The 22,690-nt window shown below is 71.9% G+C and carries 19 protein-coding genes; 17 read left to right on the top strand and 2 right to left on the bottom strand.

The window, feature by feature from the left end:
* The 13 genes from ACZ58X_RS21620 (at position 1) to ACZ58X_RS21560 (ending at position 14,640) form a co-directional block, all read left to right on the top strand.
* Positions 1-1,653, top strand: coding sequence for a UDP-N-acetylmuramoyl-L-alanyl-D-glutamate--2,6-diaminopimelate ligase (locus tag ACZ58X_RS21620; RefSeq protein WP_470335228.1), 1,653 nt, complete (start codon positions 1-3; stop codon positions 1,651-1,653).
* Positions 1,650-3,053: a UDP-N-acetylmuramoyl-tripeptide--D-alanyl-D-alanine ligase gene (locus tag ACZ58X_RS21615; RefSeq protein ID WP_470335227.1), complete on the top strand. Its 1,404-nt coding sequence runs from the start codon at positions 1,650-1,652 to the stop codon at positions 3,051-3,053. Before ACZ58X_RS21620 ends, ACZ58X_RS21615 begins: the two co-directional genes overlap by 4 nt.
* Positions 3,053-4,114, top strand: coding sequence for a phospho-N-acetylmuramoyl-pentapeptide-transferase (mraY, locus tag ACZ58X_RS21610; protein WP_350504707.1), 1,062 nt, complete (start codon positions 3,053-3,055; stop codon positions 4,112-4,114). The genes ACZ58X_RS21615 and mraY overlap by 1 nt, the downstream gene beginning before the upstream one ends.
* Complete coding sequence (murD, locus tag ACZ58X_RS21605) at positions 4,111-5,547, top strand: UDP-N-acetylmuramoyl-L-alanine--D-glutamate ligase (RefSeq protein WP_470335226.1); 1,437 nt, start codon at positions 4,111-4,113, stop codon at positions 5,545-5,547. Before mraY ends, murD begins: the two co-directional genes overlap by 4 nt.
* Positions 5,548-5,687: 140 nt before the next feature.
* Positions 5,688-6,995 (top strand): putative lipid II flippase FtsW, encoded by a 1,308-nt coding sequence (ftsW, locus tag ACZ58X_RS21600; protein WP_470335225.1) that lies wholly within the window; start codon positions 5,688-5,690, stop codon positions 6,993-6,995.
* Positions 6,996-7,001: 6 nt separating this feature from the next.
* A complete protein-coding gene (gene murG / locus ACZ58X_RS21595) occupies positions 7,002-8,108 on the top strand; it encodes an undecaprenyldiphospho-muramoylpentapeptide beta-N-acetylglucosaminyltransferase (protein WP_470335224.1) in 1,107 nt (368 codons plus the stop codon).
* On the top strand, positions 8,101-8,907 hold the full coding sequence (locus ACZ58X_RS21590) for a cell division protein FtsQ/DivIB (RefSeq protein WP_470335223.1): 807 nt from the start codon (positions 8,101-8,103) through the stop codon (positions 8,905-8,907). Before murG ends, ACZ58X_RS21590 begins: the two co-directional genes overlap by 8 nt.
* Before the next feature lie 363 nt (positions 8,908-9,270).
* A complete protein-coding gene (gene ftsZ / locus ACZ58X_RS21585) occupies positions 9,271-10,503 on the top strand; it encodes a cell division protein FtsZ (RefSeq protein WP_470335222.1) in 1,233 nt (410 codons plus the stop codon).
* Positions 10,500-11,231, top strand: coding sequence for a peptidoglycan editing factor PgeF (gene pgeF / locus ACZ58X_RS21580; RefSeq protein WP_470335221.1), 732 nt, complete (start codon positions 10,500-10,502; stop codon positions 11,229-11,231). The genes ftsZ and pgeF overlap by 4 nt, the downstream gene beginning before the upstream one ends.
* The gene (locus tag ACZ58X_RS21575; protein WP_470335220.1) at positions 11,231-12,019 is read left to right on the top strand and encodes a YggS family pyridoxal phosphate-dependent enzyme; all 789 of its coding nucleotides are present in this window, start codon (positions 11,231-11,233) and stop codon (positions 12,017-12,019) included. The genes pgeF and ACZ58X_RS21575 overlap by 1 nt, the downstream gene beginning before the upstream one ends.
* Before the next feature lie 226 nt (positions 12,020-12,245).
* Entirely contained in the window at positions 12,246-12,854 is a 609-nt protein-coding gene (locus ACZ58X_RS21570) for a cell division protein SepF (RefSeq protein WP_030282899.1), read from the top strand.
* 98 nt (positions 12,855-12,952) lie between these two features.
* Positions 12,953-13,234 (top strand): YggT family protein, encoded by a 282-nt coding sequence (locus ACZ58X_RS21565; RefSeq protein ID WP_030282903.1) that lies wholly within the window; start codon positions 12,953-12,955, stop codon positions 13,232-13,234.
* A gap of 59 nt (positions 13,235-13,293) precedes the next feature.
* Positions 13,294-14,640 carry a DivIVA domain-containing protein gene (locus ACZ58X_RS21560; protein WP_470335219.1) on the top strand — a complete coding sequence of 449 codons (1,347 nt, stop codon included), beginning with the start codon at positions 13,294-13,296 and terminating at the stop codon, positions 14,638-14,640.
* 328 nt (positions 14,641-14,968) lie between these two features.
* Here ACZ58X_RS21560 and ileS read toward each other — a convergent pair whose 3' ends face one another.
* Entirely contained in the window at positions 14,969-18,097 is a 3,129-nt protein-coding gene (ileS, locus tag ACZ58X_RS21555; RefSeq protein WP_470335218.1) for an isoleucine--tRNA ligase, read from the bottom strand.
* Positions 18,098-18,733: 636 nt separating this feature from the next.
* Between ileS and ACZ58X_RS21550 the strand changes: the two genes are divergently transcribed.
* From ACZ58X_RS21550 to ACZ58X_RS21535, 4 genes are all read left to right on the top strand, one after another.
* Complete coding sequence (locus ACZ58X_RS21550) at positions 18,734-19,201, top strand: TraR/DksA family transcriptional regulator (protein ID WP_470335217.1); 468 nt, start codon at positions 18,734-18,736, stop codon at positions 19,199-19,201.
* A gap of 146 nt (positions 19,202-19,347) precedes the next feature.
* Positions 19,348-20,040 carry a signal peptidase II gene (gene lspA, locus ACZ58X_RS21545; RefSeq protein ID WP_470335312.1) on the top strand — a complete coding sequence of 231 codons (693 nt, stop codon included), beginning with the start codon at positions 19,348-19,350 and terminating at the stop codon, positions 20,038-20,040.
* A 67-nt stretch (positions 20,041-20,107) separates the two neighbouring features.
* Positions 20,108-21,046 carry an RluA family pseudouridine synthase gene (locus ACZ58X_RS21540; protein ID WP_470335216.1) on the top strand — a complete coding sequence of 313 codons (939 nt, stop codon included), beginning with the start codon at positions 20,108-20,110 and terminating at the stop codon, positions 21,044-21,046.
* Between the two features lies 1 nt (position 21,047).
* A complete protein-coding gene (locus ACZ58X_RS21535) occupies positions 21,048-21,515 on the top strand; it encodes a GNAT family N-acetyltransferase (protein WP_470335215.1) in 468 nt (155 codons plus the stop codon).
* Positions 21,516-21,585: 70 nt separating this feature from the next.
* Here ACZ58X_RS21535 and ACZ58X_RS21530 read toward each other — a convergent pair whose 3' ends face one another.
* Positions 21,586-22,605, bottom strand: a complete 1,020-nt coding sequence (locus tag ACZ58X_RS21530) for a mechanosensitive ion channel family protein (RefSeq protein ID WP_470335214.1) — start codon at positions 22,603-22,605, stop codon at positions 21,586-21,588.
* Between the last annotated feature and the right edge of the window lie 85 nt (positions 22,606-22,690).

Raw genomic sequence — 22,690 nt, 5'->3', positions numbered from 1 at the left:
ATGAGCAACCAGCGGGCCGGTGCGGACGGCGGCGCGGCGAAGGCCCGGTTTGGCCCTGGGCACCCTTCGGCGGATAGCCTTCCCGCCGTGCCGAAACCCGATCAAACCACCGTGAGTCCGCCCCGCCCGACCGGGACCGCCGCCCTGCCGCTCGCCGAGCTGGCCGCTCGGCTGGGTCTGCCGCCCGTCGAGGGCGCCGCCGTCACCGGTGTCACCCACGACTCCCGCGCGGTGCGCCCGGGCGATGTGTACGTGGCCTTCCCGGGCGCCAACCACCACGGCGCGGCCTTCGCCGGCCAGGCCGCGGCGGCCGGCGCGGTGGCCGTGCTGACCGACCCGGCGGGCGCCGAGCTGGCCGCGCCCGCGGGCCTGCCGCTGCTGGTCGTCGACCGGCCGCGGGCCCGGATGGGCGAGCTGGCCGCGATCGTCTACGGCCACCCGTCCGAGCGGCTGCTGATGGTCGGGCTGACCGGCACCAATGGCAAGACCACCACCTCGTACCTGGTCGAGGGCGGTCTGCGCGGCGCCGGGCGGGTCCCGGGCGTGATCGGCACCGTCGAGATGCGGGTCGGCGAGGAGCGGATCAAGAGCGAGCGCACCACCCCGGAGGCCACCGACCTGCACGCGATCCTCGGCGTGATGGCCGAGCGCGGCGCGGACGCGGTGACCATGGAGGTCTCCAGCCACGCCCTGGTCTTCGGCCGCACCGACGGGGTGGCGTACGACGTCGCGCTGTTCAACAACCTCACCCCCGAGCACCTCGACTTCCACCCGGACATGGAGGACTACTTCCAGGCGAAGGCCCGGCTCTTCCAGCCCGGCAAGTCCCGCCACGGCGTGGTCAACCTGGACGACGACTACGGCCGCCGGCTCGCCGCCGAGGCCAAGATCCCGGTGACCACCTTCTCCGCGACCGGCGACGCCGGGGCGGACTGGCGGGCCGTGGACGTCCAGCTCGGCCCGATCGGCTCCACCTTCCGGGTGGTCGGTCCGGACGGCGCCGGGGCGGACGCCTCCGTCCCGCTGCCCGGCCCGTTCAACGTCGCCAACGCGCTGGCCGCGATCACCGTGCTGGTCGCCGCCGGGCTGCCGCTGGAGCGGGCGGTGGCCGGCATCGCCGCCGTCCCCGGCGTGCCGGGCCGGCTGGAGCGGGTGGACGGCGGGCAGCCGTTCGTCGCCGTGGTGGACTACGCCCACAAGCCGGACGCCCTCCAGGCCGTCCTCGCCTCGCTGCGCGAGGTCACCAAGGGCCGGCTGCACGTCGTGGTCGGCTGCGGTGGCGACCGCGACCCGCACAAGCGCGGTCCGATGGGCGCGATCGCCGCCCGGCTCGCCGACACCGCCCTGCTGACCAGCGACAACCCGCGCAGCGAGGACCCGCTGGCGATCCTCGCCAGCATGCTGACCGGCGCCGCCGCGGTGCCCGAGGCCGAGCGCGGGGACGTCCTGGTCGTCCCCGACCGGGCGGAGGCGATCCGGCTCGCGGTCACCCGCGCCCGGGCCGGGGACACCGTGCTGGTGGCCGGCAAGGGCCACGAGCTCGGCCAGTACGTTCGAGACGAGATCCGCCCCTTCGACGACCGGGAGGTGCTGCGCGAATCCATCGCGCGGACCACGGCCGACCGGGGCGACCGAGGAGTAGAGCAGCAGTGATCGCACTGACCCTCGCCGAGGTGGCCGCCGCCGTCGGCGGCACCCTGGACGGCGCCGCCCCGGACACCCTGGTCACCGGCCCGGTCGAGGTCGACTCACGGAAGGTGAGCCCCGGCGGCCTGTTCGCGGCCTTCGTCGGCGAGCACGTGGACGGCCACGACTACGCGGCCACCGCGGTCGAGGCCGGCGCCGTCGCGGTGCTGGCCTCCCGCCCGGTCGGTGTGCCCGCCGTCCTGGTCGACAGTGTGGTGGAGGCCCTCGGCAGGCTGGCCCGCACCGTGGTCGCCCGCGCCGAGCGCACCACGGTGGTCGGGCTGACCGGCTCGGCCGGCAAGACCAGCACCAAGGACCTGATCGCCCAGCTGCTCCAGCGCCACGGCGAGACGGTCTTCCCGCCCGGCTCGCTGAACAACGAGATCGGCCACCCGATGACCGCGCTCCGGGTCGAGGACAGCACCCGGCACCTGGTCATGGAGATGGGTGCCCGGCACAAGGGCGACATCGAGTACCTCACCTCGATCACCCCGCCGCGGATCGGCCTGGTGCTCAACGTCGGCACCGCCCACGTCGGCGAGTTCGGCTCCCAGGAGGCGATCGCCGAGGCCAAGGGCGAGCTGGTCGAGGCGCTGCCCGCCGACGGCACCGCGATCCTGAACGCGGACGACCGGCTGGTGCGCGCCATGGCGTCGCGCACCAGGGCGAAGGTGGTCCTGTTCGGGGAGTCCCCGGACGCCCACGTCCGGGCGACCGACGTTCGCCTGGACGCCACCGGACGGCCATCGTTCACGCTCACCACCCCGGCCGGTTCCGCACCCGTGCAACTGCGCCTGTACGGTGAGCACCACGTCTCGAACGCCCTCGCCGCCGCCGCGGTGGCGACGGAGCTCGGGATGACCGTCGACGACACCGCGGCAGCCCTGGGCGAGGCGGGTGCGCTGTCCCGCTGGCGCATGGAAGTCGTCGACCGGGCCGATGGTGTCACCGTCGTCAACGACGCCTACAACGCGAACCCCGACTCGATGCGGGCCGCGCTGCGGGCGCTGGTCTCGATGGGCGGCCGCGGTCCGGAGCGCCGCCGCACCTGGGCGGTGCTCGGCGAGATGCGGGAGCTCGGCGAGGAGAGCCTGGCCGAGCACGACGCCATCGGGCGGCTCGCCGTCCGACTCGACGTCACCAAGCTGGTGGCGGTGGGTGGACGCGAGGCGGCCTGCATGGAACTCGGTGCGAGGAACGAAGGTTCGTGGGGTGAGGAGTCGGTGCTGGTGTCCGACGCGGACGCGGCGGTCGAACTGCTGCGCAGTCAGCTTCGGCCGGGGGATGTGGTCCTGGTGAAGGCGTCCCGTTCGGTGGGGCTGGAGAAGGTGGCCGAGGCCCTCCTGGCGGACGGTGCTGCCCGATGATGAAGCAGATCCTCTTCTCCGGGATGATCGGCCTGATCCTCTCGCTGGTCGGCACGCCCGCCCTGATCAAGCTGCTCGCGCGAGGGGGCTACGGCCAGTACATCCGTGACGACGGCCCCAAGGCGCACCACAGCAAGAAGGGCACGCCCACCATGGGCGGCATCGCCTTCATCCTGGCGACCCTGATCGCGTACTTCGCCACGAAGGCGATAACGGGCGACAGCCCGACCGCCTCCGGGCTGCTGGTGCTCTTCCTGACCGCGGGCCTCGGCCTGGTCGGCTTCCTGGACGACTACATCAAGGTCGTCAAGCGCCGTTCGCTCGGCCTGCGGGCGAAGGCGAAGCTGGCCGGCCAGTCCATCGTCGGCCTGGTGTTCGCCGTCCTGGCGCTGCAGTTCCACGACGACCGCGGGCTCAGCCCGGCCTCCCAGTCGCTGTCCTTCGTGCGCGACTTCAAGTGGTCGATCGGCCCGGTGCTGTTCGTCATCTTCGCGTACTTCATGATCGCGGCGACCTCCAACGGCGTGAACCTGACGGACGGTCTGGACGGCCTCGCCACCGGCGCCTCGGTGATGGCCTTCGGTGCCTACACCTTCATCGGCGTCTGGGAGTACACCCAGAGCTGCGCCTACTTCATCTCCGCCACCGGCGCCTGCTACGACGTCCGGGACCCACTGGACCTCGCGGTGGTGGCCTCCGCCCTGATGGGCTCCTGCTTCGGCTTCCTCTGGTGGAACACCTCGCCCGCCAAGATCTTCATGGGCGACACCGGCTCGCTCGCCCTCGGCGGCGCCCTGGCCGGTCTGGCGATCTGCTCGCGCACCGAGCTGCTGCTGATCCTGCTCGGCGGCCTCTTCATGATCATCACCCTGTCGGTGATCATCCAGGTCGGCTCCTTCCGGATGACCGGCAAGCGCGTCTTCAAGATGGCACCACTGCAACACCACTTCGAACTCAAGGGCTGGAGCGAGGTCCTGGTCGTGGTCCGCTTCTGGATCATCCAGGGCCTGTGCGTGGCCGTCGGCCTCGGCCTCTTCTACGCGGGATACCGGACCGGATGACGACGAATCCTGACTTTTCGAACCTGCCCGTGGTGGTCGCCGGCCTCGGCGTCTCGGGCATCAGCGCCGCGCGCGTCCTGAACGGGCTCGGCGCGAGCGTCACCGTGGTCGACGGCGGCGGCGGCGAGGGCCTGCGGGCCCGTGCCGCCGAGCTGGAGGCCCTGGGCGTCGCGGTGCGCCTGGGCGACGGCGCGAGCCTGCCCGAGGGCACCGCACTGATCGTCACCTCGCCCGGCTGGGCGCCCGACAGCCCGCTGTTCGCCGCCGCCGCCGCGGCCGACGTGCCGGTCTGGGGCGACGTCGAGCTGGCCTGGCGGCTGCGCAAGCCGCTGCCGGCCACCGGCGAGCCCGCCCCCTGGCTGGCCGTCACCGGCACCAACGGCAAGACCACCACCGTCCAGATGCTCGCCTCGATCCTCACCGCGGCCGGCAGGCGCACCGCCGCCGTCGGCAACGTCGGGGTCTCGGTGCTGGACGCGGTGCTCGCCGAGGAGCCGTACGACGTGCTCGCCGTCGAGCTCTCCAGCTACCAGCTGCACTGGGCGCCCTCGCTGCGCCCGTACTCGGCGGCCGTGCTCAACCTGGCCCCGGACCACCTCGACTGGCACGGCTCGATGGAGGCGTACGCCGCCGACAAGGGCCGGATCTACGAGGGCAACGTGGTGGCCTGCGTCTACAACCTGGCCGACCCGGCCACCGAGGCGCTGGTCATGGAGGCCGACGTCGAGGAGGGCTGCCGGGCGATCGGCTTCGGCCTCCGCGCGCCGAGCCCGTCGAACTTCGGCGTGGTGGACGGGCTGCTGGTGGACCGCGCCTTCGTCGCGGACCGGACCAAGAACGCGGCCGAGCTGGGCGCCGTCGAGGACGTCAACCCGCCGGCCCCGCACAACATCGCCAACGCGCTCGCCGCGGCGGCGCTGGCCCGGGCGTACGGGGTCGACCCGAAGGCCGTCCGGGAGGGCCTGCGGGCCTTCCGCCCGGACGCCCACCGGATCGCCGAGGTCGGTACGGTCCGCGAGGTCACGTACATCGACGACTCCAAGGCCACCAACACCCACGCCGCGGCGGCCTCGCTGGCCGCCTACCGGCCGATCGTCTGGATCGCCGGGGGACTGGCCAAGGGCGCGACCTTCGACGACCTGGTCCAGGGCGCGGCCGAGCGGCTGCGCGCGGTCGTGCTGATCGGGCAGGACCGGGCGCTGATCCGCGCGGCACTGGAGCGACACGCTCCGGATGTGCCGGTGATCGAGGCGGCCGAGGGCCAGACTGGCGCGGTGGCGATGACCGAGGTCGTTCGAACGGCCGCATCGCTCGCCCGATCGGGTGACACGGTGCTGCTGGCCCCGGCCTGCGCCTCGATGGACATGTTCACCAACTACGGCGAGCGCGGCGACCTGTTCGCGGCGGCCGTCCGGGAGCTGGCGGGCGAGTAGTCGGGCCCCTGGCGAGTGCGCCGAAGGGCCGAGCGGCCCGGCGGCGAACGAGCCGTGATCGATGGGAGCGGGGAGCGGTGGCGGGGCAGGGCAGGGCGGATTCCGGAGCGACCAGGCAGGACGCCGCCGAGCCGTGGCGAGTGATCTCCGCCACCACGACCAAGTACAAGTCGGCCGGTCCGCTGGGGCGGTTGCAGGCCTTCCGGGCCCGCGTCCGCTACTGGCTGGACCGGCCGCTCACGCCGTACCTGCTGATCGTCGGCACGACCCTGCTGCTGGTCGTGCTCGGTCTGATGATGGTCTTCTCGGCCTCGCAGATCCTGGCGCTGAACCAGCACCACACCGCGCAGTACTACTTCCTCAAGCAGCTGATCGCGGCCATCCTCGGGCTGGTCCTGCTGGCGGGCTTCGCCTCCGTCCCGGTGGCGGTGCTGCGGGTGATCGTCTACCCGGTGATGTTCGGGGTGATCGGCGCCCTCGCGCTGGTCGCGGTGCCCGGCATCGGGGTGCGGATCAACGGCAACCAGAACTGGCTGGACTTCGGGTTCTTCCAGTTCCAGCCCTCCGAGTTCGCCAAGCTCGCGCTGGTCCTCTGGGGCGCCGACCTGCTCGCCCGCAAGCAGAAGGCCGGCACCCTCACCACCTGGAAGCACCTGCTGGTCCCGCTGGTGCCCGGCGCCCTGCTGCTGCTCGCGCTGATCATGATCGGCGGTGACATGGGCACCTCGATGATCCTGGTGGCCATGGTGTTCGCGCTGCTCTGGATGGTCGGCGCACCGCTGCGGCTGTTCGTGGCCACCCTCGGGGTGGCGGTCGTGGTCTGCACCGCCCTGGTGATCACCGTCCCGCACCGGGCCGAGCGGCTGGGTTGCATCGGCGTCACCAAGCTCGACCCGGACGGCGCCTGCTTCCAGGCCCTGCACGGCGTCTACTCGTTCGCCCTCGGCGGCGGCTTCGGCACCGGCCTCGGCGCCGGCGTGGAGAAGTGGGGCCAGCTGCCGGAGGCGCACACCGACTTCATCTTCGCCGCGACCGGCGAGGAACTCGGTCTGGTGGGGACGCTGTCGGTGATCGGCCTCTTCGCGGCACTAGGCTACGCGGGTATCCGTGTGGCCATCGGTACGAAGGACCCCTTCGTCAGGTACGCCGCGGGAGCCGCCACCACCTGGATCATGGCGCAGGCCATGATCAACCTGGGGTCGGCGCTGGGACTGCTGCCCATCGCGGGCGTCCCGCTCCCGCTGTTCTCCTACGGCGGTTCCGCCATGCTGTCGGCCATGTCCGCGATCGGAGTGCTGCTGTGCCTGGCACGCAGCTCCTCGGGCGCGAAGGCGGCCCTGGCCGCCCGGAGCAAGAACTCCCGGATCAGGAAGCGACTGGCCCGGGTGCTGCCACGACGACGAACCACAGCGCGCGCGGTCCCCGGACCGGCACGCAGGGAGCGGTGAATTTCGGTGCATGTCGTACTCGCCGGCGGGGGGACCGCCGGTCACATCGAGCCGGCCATGGCCCTCGCGGACGCACTCCGCAGGCACGACCCGTCCATCGGGATCACCGCCCTGGGCACCGAGAAGGGGCTGGAGACCCGACTGGTACCCGAGCGCGGCTACCAGCTGGAGCTGATTCCGGCCGTGCCGCTGCCCCGCAAGCCCACCCCCGAACTGATCACCGTCCCCGGCCGACTGCGCGGCACCGTCCGGGCCGCCCAGGAGATCATCGAGCGGGTCAACGCCGACTGCGTGGTCGGCTTCGGCGGCTACGTGGCGATGCCCGCCTACCTGGCGGCCAAGCGGGCCGGCGTGCCGATCGTGGTGCACGAGGCCAACGCCCGCCCCGGCCTGGCCAACAAGATCGGCGCCCGTTACTCCGACTTCGTCGCGGTCTCCACCCCGGACAGCAAGCTGCGCGACTCCCGGTACATCGGCATCCCGCTGCGCCGCACCATCGCCACCCTGGACCGCAACGCCACCCGGCCGGAGGCCCGCCAGTACTTCGGCCTCGACCAGCGGCTGCCCACCCTGCTGGTCTCCGGCGGCTCCCAGGGCGCGCGCCGGCTCAACGAGACGATCACCGCGATCGCCCCGCGGCTGCAGCAGTACGGTGTGCAGATCCTGCACGCGGTCGGCCCGAAGAACGAGCTGCCGCAGGTCGCCGACGTCCCCGGGATGCCGCCGTACCGCCCGGTGCCGTACATCGACCGGATGGACCTCGCCTACGCGGCCGCCGACCTGATGCTCTGCCGGGCCGGCGCGATGACCGTCGCCGAGCTGGCCGCGGTCGGCCTGCCCGCCGCCTTCGTGCCGCTGCCGATCGGCAACGGCGAGCAGCGGCTGAACGCCCAGCCGATGGTGAAGGCCGGCGGCGGCCTGCTGGTGGACGACGCCGAGCTGACCTCGGACTGGGTGCTGCAGAACGTGCTGCCGGTGCTCACCGACCCGCAGCGGCTGTGGGACATGAGCCGGGCCGCCGCCGAGTTCGGCCGCCGGGACGCGGACGACCTGCTGGTCGGCATGGTGTACGAGGCGATCCAGGCACACCGGGGCGGTCGCCGTCGTGGCTGACGGCCGGCTCGCCGGCTCACCCCCGGCCGCCGGCCGGGGGTACTCCCACGAGGAGGACGAGTTCGGGGACGAGGAGTCCGCTCCCCGCCTCCGGCTCTCCCGGCGGGGCGTCGTGGTGCTGAGCGCGCTCGGCGCCGCGGTGCTGGGCGCGCTGGCCTGGGTGGTGTTCTTCTCCTCGCTGCTGGACGTGCGCGACGTCGCCGTCCAGGGTGCCGCGGACGAGAAGCTGACGTCGGACCAGGTCCGCGCGGCCGTCGGCGGGCTCGCCGACGGCCCGCTGGCCCGGGTCGACCTGGACGGCGTCCGCCAGCGGGTGGAGGCGATCCCCCGGGTGGCGAAGGCCGAGGTCTGGCGGGGCTGGCCGCACACCCTGCAGGTCAAGGTGGTGCAGCGGACGGCGGCCGCCGCCGTCAAGGGGGATGACGGTCAGTTCACCCAGGTGGACGCCACCGGCGTGAGCTTCGCCACCGAGGCGGCCCCGCCGGCGGGCGTGCCGGTGGTGGAGCTGCGGCTCAGTCAGCCCGCGAAGGACGTCGACGGGGTGATCTCCCGGGGGCAATTGGTGCAGGGTGCGGTGGCGGTGGCCGCCGGACTCCCGCCGGAGATCGCCAAGCGGGCCGGATCGGTCCTGGTGCACTCCTACGACGACATCGAACTGCAGCTCAGCGGGGGTGCGACGGTGCGCTGGGGGAGCCCGGAGCAGACCGACCGGAAGGCCCGGGTGCTGCTCGCGCTGATGAAGCAGAAGGGCACCAACTTCGACGTGACGGCGCCGGAGGCGCCGGCGGTGTCCGGCTGATCCGCTAGATTCTGTGCCCGAGGGAGGGGTTGACGCTTCGGAGTGTCGGCCCGACCCTTGGTGGTCACCCCGGTTTCCATTGCCGGCCGATGATCACATAGGCTCAAAAGAAAAAGGGAAGCTCGGCGTGTTCGTTGAAACGCGTGCCCGGAGCCACCTAGTGTCCTGTGTCACCAGACTGTGTCCATTGGTGATGTGATGGAGACACAGGACTAACCCTAAAGGTCAAGTTTAGGGTTGGGGTCGGCGGTCGGCATTTCGGACATTCAGTCAGAAACCAGGCTCCCTACCCATCGACATCCGTCGACACGGCCCCCCGTCGGGGCGGGTCGACCCGGAAATTCGAGGCGAGAGGCCTTCGACGTGGCAGCACCGCAGAACTACCTCGCAGTCATCAAGGTCGTCGGAATCGGCGGCGGTGGTGTCAACGCCATCAACCGGATGATCGAGGTCGGTCTCAAGGGCGTCGAGTTCATCGCGATCAACACCGATGCGCAGGCCCTCCTCATGAGCGACGCCGACGTCAAGCTCGATGTGGGCCGTGAACTCACCCGGGGCCTCGGCGCCGGCGCCAACCCCGAGGTCGGCCGCAAGGCCGCCGAGGACCACCGCGAGGAGATCGAGGAGGTCCTCAAGGGGGCCGACATGGTCTTCGTCACCGCCGGCGAGGGCGGTGGCACGGGCACGGGCGGCGCGCCCGTCGTCGCCAACATCGCCCGCTCGCTGGGCGCCCTGACCATCGGCGTGGTCACCCGCCCCTTCACCTTCGAGGGCCGCCGCCGGGCCAACCAGGCCGAGGACGGCATCGCCTCCCTGCGCGAAGAGGTCGACACCCTCATCGTGATCCCCAACGACCGGCTGCTGTCCATCTCGGACCGCCAGGTCAGCGTGCTCGACGCGTTCCGCTCGGCCGACCAGGTTCTGCTCTCCGGTGTCCAGGGCATCACCGACCTGATCACCACCCCGGGCCTGATCAACCTCGACTTCGCCGACGTCAAGTCCGTCATGTCGGAGGCCGGTTCGGCGCTCATGGGCATCGGCTCGGCCCGCGGCGAGGACCGCGCCAAGGCCGCCGCCGTGATGGCGATCTCCTCGCCGCTGCTGGAGGCCTCGATCGACGGCGCCCGCGGCGTGCTGCTGTCCATCTCGGGCGGCTCCGACCTCGGCCTGTTCGAGATCAACGAGTCGGCCCAGCTGGTCAGCGAGGCCGCCCACCCCGAGGCCAACATCATCTTCGGTGCGGTCATCGACGACGCGCTCGGCGACGAGGTGCGGGTCACCGTCATCGCGGCCGGCTTCGACGGCGGCCAGCCGCCGGCGATCGTCCGCGACCCGGTGGTGAAGTCCACCACCCCCGCCACTCCGGCGACCCCGCCGGCCGCCCCGGAGCGCCCGGTCGGCCGTCCGTCCTACGGGAGCATCGGCTCGGTGACGTCCCGTTCGGAGGGGGAGGCCCCGGCCGCCCCGGCCCGTTCGGCCGAGACCTCGGCCACCACGACCGCCGCCGCCCCGGTCCCGCCGCAGGTGCAGCCGGCCCGGCAGCCGTTCGTGGAGAGCCCGGCCGAGGAGCTCGACGTGCCGGACTTCCTTAAGTGATCGATCACGCGGTTCGCGCTGGTGCTCACTTCGCCTTCACCGATCGGTGGGGCGGGGTGAGCACTTCGCCGTACGGGGAGCTCAACCTCGGCGGCGCGGTGGGCGACGACCCGGAGGCGGTCCGGGAGAACCGGGCCGTCGCGGCCCGGGAGCTGGGGCTCGACCCGGCCGACGTGGTCTGGATGAACCAGGTGCACGGCGCCGAGGTCGCGGTGGTGACGCAGCGCCAGCCGCCCGGGCAGGCCCCGACGGTCGACGCGGTGGTCACCGACCGCCCGCTCGCGCTCGCGGTGCTGACCGCGGACTGCACCCCGGTGCTGCTGGCCGACCCGGTGGCGGGCGTGGTGGGCGCGGCCCACGCGGGCCGGCCCGGCCTGGCGGCCGGAGTGGTGCCGGCCGTCGTGCGGGCCATGGTCGAACTGGGGGCCGAGCCGGCGCGGATCACCGCCGCCACCGGCCCCGCGGTCTGCGGCCACTGCTACGAGGTGCCGGCCGGGCTGCGCGCCGAGGTCGCCGAGGTCGTCCCGGCGGCCTTCGCCGAGACCTCGTGGGGAACCCCGGCGCTGGACGTGCCGGAGGGAGTCGCCGCCCAACTGGCCGCGGCGGGGGTCACCGAGCTGGTGCGCTCACCGGTCTGCACCCTCGAATCCGCCGATCACTTCTCCTATCGCCGCGAGCAGCGCACGGGTCGGCTCGCGAGCTACGTCTGGTTGGACTCTGATCACTGATGACGAACGACATCTACGGACCGTTCCCGGGGGACAGGCAGTTCTCGGCGGCCCTGACGGAGGGCCAGCGGGCCCGGTACGAGCAGCTCGGGACCAACCTCGAAGTGGTCGAGCGCCGGATCGCGGACGCCTGTGCGGCCGTCGGACGCCCGCGCGAGGACGTCAGTCTGATCGTCGTCACCAAGACCTACCCGGCCGAGGACACTGCGCTGCTGGCCGGGCTGGGTGTGACGGACGTCGCGGAGAACCGTGACCAGGACGCCGCACCGAAGGCGGAACAGTGCAGAAACCTTCCTCTTAGCTGGCACTTCGTCGGCCAGCTCCAGACCAACAAGGTCCGCTCGGTGGTGCGCTACGCGAACCACGTGCACTCGGTGGACCGGCTGCGGCTCGTCGAGTCGCTCTCGGCGGCCGTGCTCAAGTCCGAGCGCCCGGAACTGGGCTGCCTGGTGCAGGTGGCACTGGACAAGGAGCACGGGGAGGGCGCGCACCGGGCCGGGGTCGCCCCCGAGGACGTCGCCGAACTCACCGACGCGATCGCCGACACGCCCGGGCTGCGCCTGGACGGTGTGATGACGGTCGCTCCGCTGGCCGGCCCGCTGGCCGGCGACCCGGTCCGGGCCTTCGAGCGGCTGGCGGAAATCGCAACCGCCGTACGGGCGGCCCATCCGGCTGCCACCATGGTCTCCGCAGGCATGAGCGGCGACCTTGAGCAGGCGATTGCCGCCGGAGCGACACATGTACGCGTCGGAACGGCGGTACTCGGAGTGAGGTCACCCCTCGGGTAACGTCACCGGGTAGTAGATCAGACTGCAGGACAAAATAGGACAGAAGCTAGCAGCTTTCCGAAGTGCTAGCCAACCGTGGATCGCAGCTCCGCGGCCCCAATCCCACGAACTCTGACGGCGCGTCGCCTTGACGGGCCGTCGTGGGCGGACCGCGGAATCCGCAGGCTGGGCCGCGGCCCGCCCGCTGGGACGGAGCCGGTCCACCACAAGCGGAGGAGACAGGAGCATGGCCGGCGCAATGCGCAAGATGGCGGTCTACCTCGGCCTCGTGGAGGACGAGACGTACGACGGCCAGGGGTACGACCCCGACGACGACTACGACGCGGACCCCGAGCCGATCCGCACGGGGCAGCGGACCGAGGACATCCCCCGGCCGGCAGCCGCCCCCGCGCCCGCCCCGGTCTCCTCGATCACCCCGCAGCCGGTGCCGGCCGCGGTGCCGATCCGACAGGAGACCCCGAGGATGGCCCCCGTGTCGTCCATCACACCCGAACGCCGCCACAACCTGGAGAAGAGCGCCCCGGTGATCATGCCCAAGGTCGTGAACGAACGAGAGCCCTACCGCATCACCACGCTGCACCCCCGGACCTACAACGAGGCCCGTACCATCGGGGAGCAGTTCCGCGGCGGGACCCCCGTGATCATGAATCTGACCGAGATGGACGACACGGACGCCAAGCGGCTCGTAGACTTCGCCGCTGGACTCGTCTTCGGTCTGCACGGCAGTATCGAGCGCGTGACACAGAAGGTGTTCCTGCTGTCGCCTGCTAACGTCGATGTCACGGCGGAGGACAAGGCTCGGATCGCCGAGGGTGGGTTCTTCAACCAGAGCTGACCCGGCCACGACTTTACGTGTGGATCTGATCAACAGTGGTTGGCGACAGGTGACGAGCGGTGGGCCCCAGGGCCCGGAACCGGGGAGAGGGAAACGCGATGGACATCGTGTGGGCGGTGCTCTACTACGCCCTGACCGTCTTCCTGGTGTTCCTGCTCGTGCGACTGGTCATGGACTGGGTCTTCCAGTTCGCGCGTTCGTGGCGGCCCGGCAAGGCCATGGTCCTGGTCCTGGAGGCCACGTACACTGTCACGGATCCGCCGCTCAAGCTTCTTCGGCGGTTCATTCCGCCGTTGCGTTTCGGGGGCGTGGCGCTCGACCTGTCCTTCTTCGTACTGATGATCATTGTGTATGTCCTGATCTCGCTTGTGCACCCCTAGTCGTAGGTGAGCGATGCGACAGGATGCCGGTGTGCCGACGATCACGTTGAGGTGAAGAGATGCCATTGACCCCCGAGGACGTTCGGAACAAGCAGTTCACGACCGTCCGCCTGCGTGAAGGCTATGACGAGGACGAGGTCGATGCCTTCCTCGACGAGGTCGAGGCGGAGCTGACCCGCCTCCTCCGGGAGAACGAGGACCTGCGGGCCAAGCTGGCCGCCGCGACTCGCGCCGCCGCGCAGAACCAGGCCAACATGCGGAAGGAGCCGCCGCAGGACGCCCAGCGTCCGGCCGCTCCCGTCCCGGCCGCCATATCCGGCCCGCCGGTCCCCGGCCAGCAGGGTCCGGGTGGCCCGCAGCAGATGGGCCCCGGCGGTCCGCAGCAGATGGGCCCGGGTGGTCCGCAGCAGCAGCAGCAGATGGGCAACCAGCCCCTCGGCCTGCCGTCCGGTGCGCCGCAGCTCCCGGCCGGCCAGGGTGGTCCGATGGGCCCCGGCGGTCCCCAGCAGATGGGCCAGACCATGGGCGGCCAGCAGCAGCTGGTCCAGCCGATGGGTGGTCAGATGCTCCAGCCCATGGGCGGTCCCGGTGGCCCGCAGCAGATGGGCAACCCGATGGGCCAGGGCATGGGCCAGCAGCAGCAGATGCAGCCGATGGGCGGCCCCATGGGCGGCCCGCAGCAGATGGGCGGCCCGCTCGGCGGCCCGATGCAGCAGCAGCAGCAACAGCAGGGCCCCGGCGGCGACAGTGCCGCCCGCGTGCTGGCGCTCGCCCAGCAGACCGCTGACCAGGCGATCTCCGAGGCCCGTTCCGAGGCCAACAAGATCGTCGGCGAGGCGCGAAGCCGGGCCGAGGGTCTGGAGCGCGACGCCCGGGCCAAGGCCGACGCCCTGGAGCGGGACGCGCAGGAGAAGCACCGCGTCGCGATGGGGTCGCTGGAGTCCGCGCGGGCCACGCTGGAGCGCAAGGTCGAGGACCTGCGGGCGTTCGAGCGCGAGTACCGCACGCGACTGAAGTCGTACCTGGAGACCCAGCTGCGCCAGCTGGAGTCGCAGGCCGACGACTCGCTCGCCCCGCCGCGGATCCCCGCCACCGCGTCGCTGCCGCCGGCGGCGTCGTCGATGGCTCCGGCCGGTGCCGGGTCGATGGGCTCCGCGCCGTCGTTCGGTGGGAACCAGCCGTCGTTCGGTGGCAACTCGCCGTCGTTCGGGGGGCAGAGCTCCTTCGGTGGGAACCCGCCGGCGCCGAGCTTCGGCGGGCAGCAGGGTGGGAACGGTGCGCCGCAGATGCAGCCGGCCGGGATGACCCAGCCGATGGCGGCCGTGCGGCCGCAGCCGCCGCAGCCGATGCAGCAGGCTCCCGCGCCGATGCGGGGCTTCCTGATCGACGAGGACGGCGACAACTGAGGTTGTAGCTGGGGTTTTTGGGCGCCCCCTTTCTGGCCTTCGGGCTGGGGAGGGGGCGTCTTTTTGTGTTCGGGGGGTGAGGGGGGCCGCTGCGCGGGGGCTTTGGTGTGGGGGTGGGCTTTCGGGAGGGTAGGTGGGTCCGGGGGCGCGTCCCTCTCGCCTGGGGCGGGTGGGGAGGGGGTGGGGGGTTGCTGAGGGTGGGTGGGTGCGGGGGTGGGGTGTTTCAGGGGTCTTGGTGTGGGCGCGCGGGGCGGTGCCCGCGCGCCCGGGTGGGCGTGGCGAAGCCGCCGGCACCCTTGGGTGGGGCGCCGGCGGCTTCGGTTGGGGCTTAGGCCTTGCGGAGTTGGAAGGCGAGGCCGAGGGATTCGTCGGTGAAGGTGTCGGAGGTCCAGTCGGCTGCGCCGGCGGCGAAGTCGGTGGCGAGGACCTCGTCGGCGACGAGGGGGCCGTGTTCGGCGATGGCCTCGGCGGTTTCCTCGGAGGTGGCGCGCCAGCGGAGGACGATGCGGTCGGCGACGTCCAGGCCGGAGTTCTTGCGGGCCTCCTGGATCTGGCGGATGGCGTCGCGGGCGATGCCGAGGCGCTTGAGTTCGGGGGTGATGGCCAGGTCGAGGGCGACGGTGGCGCCGGACTCGTTGGCGACGGCCCAGCCCTCGCGGGGGGTTTCGGTGATGATGACCTCGTCGGGGGAGAGGGTGATCGGTTCACCGTTCAGGTCGACGCCGGTCTCGCCGGTGGCGCGCAGTTCGGCGGCGAGGCGGGCGGCGTCGGCGGCGGCGACCGCCTTGGCGACGTCCTGCACGCCCTTGCCGAAACGCTTGCCCAGGGCGCGGAAGTTGGCCTTGGCGGTGGTGTCGACGAGCGAGCCGCCGACCTCGGCGAGGGATTCGAGGGTGGCGACGTTGAGCTCCTCGGCGATCTGCGCGCGCAGGTCGGCGGGCAGCTCCTCCCAGCCCTGGGCGGCGACCAGCGCGCGGGAGAGCGGCTGACGGGTCTTCACGCCGGACTCGGCGCGGGTGGCCCGGCCGAGTTCGACCAGGCGGCGGACCAGGGCCATGTGGCGGGAGAGGTCGGTGTCGATCAGGGTCTCGTCGGCCTCGGGCCAGGTGGCCAGGTGGACGGAGACCGGGGCCTGGGGGTCGGTGGGGACGATGAGGTCCTGCCAGACCCGTTCGGTGATGAACGGGGTGAGCGGGGCCATCAGGCGGGTGACGGTCTCCAGCGCCTCGTGCAGGGTGGCGAGCGCGGCGGCGTCGCCCTGCCAGAAGCGGCGGCGGCCGCGGCGGACGTACCAGTTGGAGAGGTCGTCGACGAAGCCGGAGAGCAGCTTGCCGGCGCGCTGGGTGTCGTACGTCTCGAAGGCCGCGTCGACCTCGCGGACCAGGGTGTTCAGTTCGGAGAGCACCCAGCGGTCCAGCTGCGGGCGGTCGGCCGGGGCCGGGTCGGCCGCGGAGGGCGCCCAGTTGGAGGTGCGGGCGTACAGGGCCTGGAAGGCGACGGTGTTCCAGTAGGTGAGGAGGGTCTTGCGGACCACCTCCTGGATGGTGCCGTGGCCGACCCGGCGGGCCGACCAGGGCGAGCCGCCGGCGGCCATGAACCAGCGGACGGCGTCGGCGCCGTGCTGGTCCATCAGCGGGATCGGCTCCAGGGTGTTGCCCAGGTGCTTGGACATCTTGCGGCCGTCCTCGGCCAGGATGTGGCCCAGGCAGACGACGTTCTCGTAGCTGTTCCTGTCGAACACCAGGGTGCCGACCGCCATCAGCGTGTAGAACCAGCCGCGGGTCTGGTCGATCGCCTCGGAGATGAACTGCGCCGGGTAGCGCTTCTCGAACAGCTCCTTGTTCTGGTACGGGTAGCCGTACTGGGCGAAGGGCATCGAGCCCGAGTCGTACCAGGCGTCGATGACCTCGGGCACGCGGGTGGCGGTGCCGCCGCAGTCGCGGCAGGCGAAGGTGACCGCGTCGATGTACGGGCGGTGCGGGTCGAGGCCGCTCTGGTCGGTGCCGGTGAGCTCGGACAGTTCGGCCAGCGAGCCGACGCAGGTGAGGTGGTTCTCCTCGCAGCGCCAGATCGGCAGCGGGGTGCCCCAGTAGCGGTTGCGGCTGAGCGCCCAGTCGATGTTGTTGTTCAGCCAGTCGCCGAAGCGGCCGTGCTTGACCGTCTCCGGGAACCAGTTGGTGGCCTCGTTCTCGCGGATCAGCGCGTCCTTGACGGCGGTGGTCCGGATGTACCAGGACGGCTGCGCGTAGTAGAGCAGCGCGGTGTGGCAGCGCCAGCAGTGCGGGTAGCTGTGCTCGTACGGCAGGTGGCGGAAGAGCAGGCCGCGCTCCTTGAGGTCCGCGACCAGGGCCTCGTCGGCCTTCTTGAAGAACTGGCCGCCGACCAGCGGGACCTCGGGGGAGAAGGTGCCGTCGGCCAGCACCGGGTTGACCACCGGCAGGCCGTACTTGCGGCAGGTCGCGAGGTCGTCCGCGCCGAAGGCGGGGGACTGGTGGACGATACCGGTGCCGTCCTCGGTGGTGACGTAGTCGGCGTTGAGGACGTAGTGGGCGTCCTCGATCTCGACCAGGTCGAAGGGGCGGCGGTAGGCCCAGCGCTCCATCTCGGCACCGGTGAAGGACTCGCCGGTGGTCTCCCAGCCCTCGCCGAGGGCCTTGGCGAGCAGCGGCTCGGCGACGACCAGCTGCTCGGTGCCGTCGGTGGCCACCACGTAGGTGACCTCCGGGTGGACGGCTGCGGCGGTGTTGGCGACCAGGGTCCACGGGGTGGTGGTCCAGACCAGCAGGGCGGCCCGGCCGGCCAGCGGGCCGCTGGTCAGCGGGAAGCGGACGAACACCGAGGGGTCGACCACGGTCTCGTAGCCCTGGGCCAGCTCGTGGTCGGACAGGCCGGTGCCGCAGCGCGGGCACCAGGGGGCGACCCGGTGGTCCTGGACCAGCAGGCCCTTGTCGAAGATCTGCTGGAGCGACCACCAGACGGACTGGACGTAGGAGGGGTCCATCGTCCGGTAGGCCTCGTCGAGGTCGACCCAGTACCCCATGCGGGTGGTGAGCTCGGCGAAGGCGTCGGTGTGGCGGGTCACCGAGTCGCGGCACTTGGCGTTGAACTCGGCGATGCCGTAGGCCTCGATGTCCTGCTTGCCGGAGAAGCCGAGCTCCTTCTCGACGGCCAGCTCGACCGGGAGGCCGTGGCAGTCCCAGCCGGCCTTGCGGGCGACGTGGTAGCCCTTCATGGTCCGGTACCGGGGGAAGACGTCCTTGAAGACGCGGGCCTCGATGTGGTGGGCCCCGGGCATGCCGTTGGCGGTCGGCGGACCCTCGTAGAACACCCACTCGGGGCGCCCCTCGGACTGCTCCAGGCTGCGCTGGAAGACCTTGTTGTCCTGCCAGAACGAGAGGATCTGGTGTTCGAGGGCGGGGAGATCGACCTGTGCGGGGACGGGCTTGTAGGTACTCATCGCGGGTGTCTACCTCCGGCGGATGCTGGGACTGAATCCTCCGGAGGGACGAGACGGCCTTCGCCGACCCGCGGTACCACCCTCCTTGGCCGCGGTGGTGCGGTGCGGCCCTCTTGTTTGGGGTTGCTGCCGGGTCTAGTGGGCCGCCGTGGTGGCGGCCGTTCTTCCGGCGGCTCCGGGGTGATCTTCCCGCCGTGCACACCCCCGGGCTCGCACCGTCCCCGGGTCGCTGGTGGCTGCGTACGTCGGTACTCGTCCCATCTGCGCCTTGCAGGGCCAGTGTATCGGCCGGGCGAGACGGTTTGTCCAAAGGAATTCCGGGGAGTGGGCCCCGCGGGCAGGCCCGGGCCGGTCGGCGGGAGCGGTTAGCCGGGGGTGAGGTGGGCACAAGTCTGTCAGCGCGCGGGGCGTGGCGGCTGGGGCGGCTGCCTGGGTGGGATCATCCTGAGGCGCCGGTATGTCATGTTGTGACCGGTTTTGATCGGGATTATCGTTCCGGCACTGGAGGCCGCCGGGAACCGGCGGCTCGATTCGTTCGTAGATGGGGTCGAAGCCATGGCTGAGAAGGCAACCGGCGCGGGTACCGCCACCAAGCGGGCACGCAAGGCCGTGGCGGCCGATCCAGGGGAGGGGACCGTGACCACTACCGCACCTCAGAACACCAGCACCGACACCGTCACCGTGCCGCGCGGCGCGGAGTCGGTCGACCCGGCCACGCTGCCCGTCCGGCCCGGCGAGGACCCGTGGACCTCGGAGGAGGTCCACGAACTGCACGACGAGCTGATCAACGACCTGGAGCGGCTGCGCGGCGAGATCGACGCCGCCGACGCCGCCATCGCCGGCCTGATGCGCGACTCCAACGACGGAGCGGGCGACGACCAGGTGGACGCCGGTACGAAGAACATCTCGCGGGAGAGCGAGCTGGCGCTCGCCAACAACGCGCGGGACAGCCTCGCCCAGACCGAGCGCGCGCTGGAGCGGCTGGAGGGCGTCGGTTTCGGCACCTGCGAGTCCTGCGGGCAGGCCATCGGCAAGGCCCGGATGCAGGCCTTCCCCCGGGCCACGCTCTGCGTGCAGTGCAAGGCCAAGCAGGAACGCCGCTGAGGAAGTCCACCGACCGGACCGACGGGCCGGGCGACCGGGGCGACGCGGGGGGTCGGGCTTGCCGTACGCTCGACCCCGTAACCTCGCCTGACCCGTCGGTACGGACGCGTTCAGGCCCTCATCGGCTCACATCGGCAGCGGAGCGGATCATCAGTACGCAAGGTTCCCCCCAGACCCGGGACGACGCCGTCCCGAACCCCGCCGATGGCGTGGAGGTGGCCGTGGCCGAGTCCACCGGGCCCGCGGACGGCGGGGCGGTTCCCGCGGGCGGCGAGTCGGTTCCCGACGGTGACGGTGCCGTCGCCGGCGGTGCCACGGCGGTGGAGAAGCCCAAGGGCCCGCGCCGGGTCGGGGTGCTGCTGGTCGTCGCCGTCCTGGCGTTCCTGGTCGACCTGGCCAGCAAGCTGCTGGTCGTCGCCAAGCTGGAGAACCACGCGGCGATCAAGGTGATCGGTGACGTCGTCACCCTCCAGGTGATCCGCAACTCCGGCGCCGCCTTCGGCATGGGCCAGGCGCTGACCGTGGTCTTCACCATGATCGCCTCCGCCGTCATCGTGGTGATCTGGCGGATCGCCCGCCGGCTGTACAGCCTCCCGTGGGCGATCGCGCTCGGGCTGCTGCTCGGCGGCGCCCTCGGCAACCTCACCGACCGGCTGTTCCGCGCGCCGGGCGTCTTCCGAGGCCACGTCGTGGACTTCATCTCGGTCCAGCACTTCGCGGTCTTCAACCTCGCCGACTCGGCGATCGTCTGCGGCGGCATCCTCGTGGTGCTGCTCTCCTTCCGCGGCAGCAACCCGGACGGGACCGTCCACCAGCAGCCGGAGAAGAGCGGCAAGTAGCCCTCCGGCCGCCGGCCGGTACGGCGAGGGGGAAGGGGCGCGGCGGGTTTCCGGCATACTCGTACGGGTGAGTACCGCAGCGCAGATCCGCAGCCTCCCCGTTCCCGACGGCCTGGAGGGCGAGCGCCTCGACGCCGCCCTCGCCCGGATGTTCGGATTCTCCCGGACCAAGGCCGCCGAGCTGGCCGCCGACGGCAAGGTGACGCTCGACGGCGCCGTGGCCGGCAAGTCGGACCGGGTGACCGCCGGTTCCTGGCTGGAGGTCGAGATCCCCGCCCCCGCCGCCCCGGTGCAGATCGTGGCCGAGCCGGTCGAGGGCATGCGGATCGTCCACGACGACGACGACATCGTGCTGATCGACAAGCCGGTCGGCGTCGCCGCGCATCCGAGCCCCGGCTGGACCGGCCCCACCGTCATCGGCGGACTCGCCGCGGCCGGCTACCGGATCTCCACCTCCGGCGCCGCCGAGCGCCAGGGCATCGTGCACCGGCTGGACGTCGGCACCTCGGGCCTGATGGTCGTCGCCAAGTCCGAGCGGGCCTACACCGACCTCAAGCGGCAGTTCCACGACCGGATCACCGACAAGCGCTACCACACGCTGGTCCAGGGCCACCCGGACCCGCTTAGCGGCACCGTCGACGCGCCGATCGGGCGCCACCCCAGCTCGGACTGGAAGTGGGCGGTGACCCGCGACGGCAAGCCGTCCGTCACCCACTACGACCTGATCGAGGCCTACCGGGCGGCATCCCTGATGGCGATCAAGCTGGAGACCGGCCGCACCCACCAGATCCGCGTCCACATGTCGGCGCTGCGCCACCCGTGCGTCGGCGACCTGACGTACGGCGCCGACCCGACGCTGGCCAAGCGGCTGGGGCTGGCCCGGCAGTGGCTGCACGCCGTCTCGCTCGGCTTCGAGCACCCGTCGGACGGGCAGTGGGTCGAGTTCAGCAGCGAGTACCCGGCCGACCTGCAGAAGGCGCTGGACATCATCGCGGCGGAGAGCTGAGATGACCGTCTCGGTGCGGGTCCGGGTCGCCGTGGGCGAGGCGGACCTGGAGCTGGTCCGGGCGGTCCGGCGCGAGGTGTTCGTGGTCGAGCAGAATGTGCCGGAGGAGCTGGAGTACGACGCGTACGACGCGACCTCGGTGCACGTGCTGGCCGTGGGCGCGGACGGGGCCGGGCTCGGGACCGGGCGGCTGATCTTCGGTGACGAGGCGCTGGAGCTGACCGGTGGCGTCGCGGGCCGGGTGCTGCTCGGGCGGCTCGCGGTGGTGGCGGCGGCCCGGGGGACGGGGCTCGGGGCGGACCTCGTCCGGGCGATCGAGGCGGCCGGGCGCGAGCAGGGGGCTGTCGAGGTCGAGCTGCACGCGCAGGTGCAGGCGCTCGGGTTCTACGAGCGGCTGGGGTACGCGGCGCAGGGCCCGGTGTACGACGATGCCGGGATCGCGCACCGGACGATGACGAAGACGCTCTGACGGCGGTTCGCGTGGATCCCCGCGTCCCTTTCGGGGCGCGGGGATCGTGCGCCGGAGGGGGCGCGCGGGGTCAGTCGGCGGTGGTGCGCAGGCGCGGGAGGGCGTGGGGGTGCTCGTCGCGCAGGTGGGCGATGAGCTGTTCGCGGATGTCGAAGCGGAGCTGGGCGGCGTCGTCGGGGGTGCGGGCGGTCATGGTGGCGCGGACGATGATGGTGCTGGGGGTGGTGTCGGTGACGTTGAGGGCCCACTCCTCGCCGTCCCAGCGGGGGTGCCGCTCCAGCAGGGCGTGCAGGGTGGTGCGGAGCTCGTCGACCCGGGTGGTGTGGTCGAGGTGGAGCAGGACGGCCGCCAGCAGGCCGGGGTCGCGGCGGGTCCAGTTCTCGAAGGGCTTGTTGACGAAGTAGGAGACCGGGACGACCAGTCGGCGGTAGTCCCAGAGCCGGACCACCAGGTAGGAGAGGGTGATCTCCTCGACGGTGCCCTGCTGGCCGTCCACCACCACGGTGTCGCCGATCCGGACGGTGTCGCCGAAGGCGATCTGCAGGCCGGCGAAGAAGTTGCCCAGGGTGCTCTGGGCGGCGATGCCGGCCACGATGCCGATCAGGCCGGCCGAGGCGAGCAGGCTGGCGCCGACGGTGCGCATCGCGGAGAAGGTCAGCAGCATCACGGCGAGGGTGATCACGACGATCACCGCGCTGACCACCCGGCGCAGCATGCCGATCTGGGTGCGCACCCGCTGCACCCGGGCCGGGTCGTCGGAGACCGTCTCGTACCGGCGGAGCAGCGCCTCCAGGACGGCGGCCACCACGCGGACGGTGAGCCAGCCGAGCGAGGCCATCAGGAGCAGCAGGAGCAGGTGGTGGGCGCCCTCGTCCTCGGTCCGGTGGAAGATCCGTTTCAGCGGGTCGGCGGCGAGCAACAGGGCTGAGGCGACGGTGAGTTGGAGCGGGATCCGGCAGCGGCGGAGCAGTGCCCAGACCGGGGCCTCCGGGTGGCCGGCGCTGATCCGCTGGAGGGCCTGGTCGACGGTCCAGCCGACCGCGAGGGTGGCGGCGACGGTGGCGAGCAGGGTGATCAGCGGCCAGAGCACGGGGGACCTTCTCGGTGGGGGAGAGGCGGGCGAGCCGTACGATACCGGCGTTTAGCGGGCGGAACTGGGTGATAGGGGTGGTGGC

This window comes from Kitasatospora sp. NPDC040550, from assembly GCF_055594965.1.
This window is presented reverse-complemented; position numbering and strand designations above follow the sequence as displayed.

Bases quoted from the DNA above. Each gene is read 5' to 3' on its own strand.
- ACZ58X_RS21560 (WP_470335219.1), top strand. From the start codon at position 13,294: ATGCCATTGACCCCCGAGGACGTTCGGAACAAGCAGTTCACGACCGTC.
- ACZ58X_RS21570 (WP_030282899.1), top strand. From the start codon at position 12,246: ATGGCCGGCGCAATGCGCAAGATGGCGGTCTACCTCGGCCTCGTGGAG.
- ACZ58X_RS21565 (WP_030282903.1), top strand. From the start codon at position 12,953: ATGGACATCGTGTGGGCGGTGCTCTACTACGCCCTGACCGTCTTCCTG.
- mraY (WP_350504707.1), top strand. From the start codon at position 3,053: ATGAAGCAGATCCTCTTCTCCGGGATGATCGGCCTGATCCTCTCGCTG.
- ACZ58X_RS21535 (WP_470335215.1), top strand. From the start codon at position 21,048: ATGACCGTCTCGGTGCGGGTCCGGGTCGCCGTGGGCGAGGCGGACCTG.
- murD (WP_470335226.1), top strand. From the start codon at position 4,111: ATGACGACGAATCCTGACTTTTCGAACCTGCCCGTGGTGGTCGCCGGC.
- ACZ58X_RS21620 (WP_470335228.1), top strand. From the start codon at position 1: ATGAGCAACCAGCGGGCCGGTGCGGACGGCGGCGCGGCGAAGGCCCGG.
- ileS (WP_470335218.1), bottom strand. From the start codon at position 18,097: ATGAGTACCTACAAGCCCGTCCCCGCACAGGTCGATCTCCCCGCCCTC.
- ACZ58X_RS21575 (WP_470335220.1), top strand. From the start codon at position 11,231: ATGACGAACGACATCTACGGACCGTTCCCGGGGGACAGGCAGTTCTCG.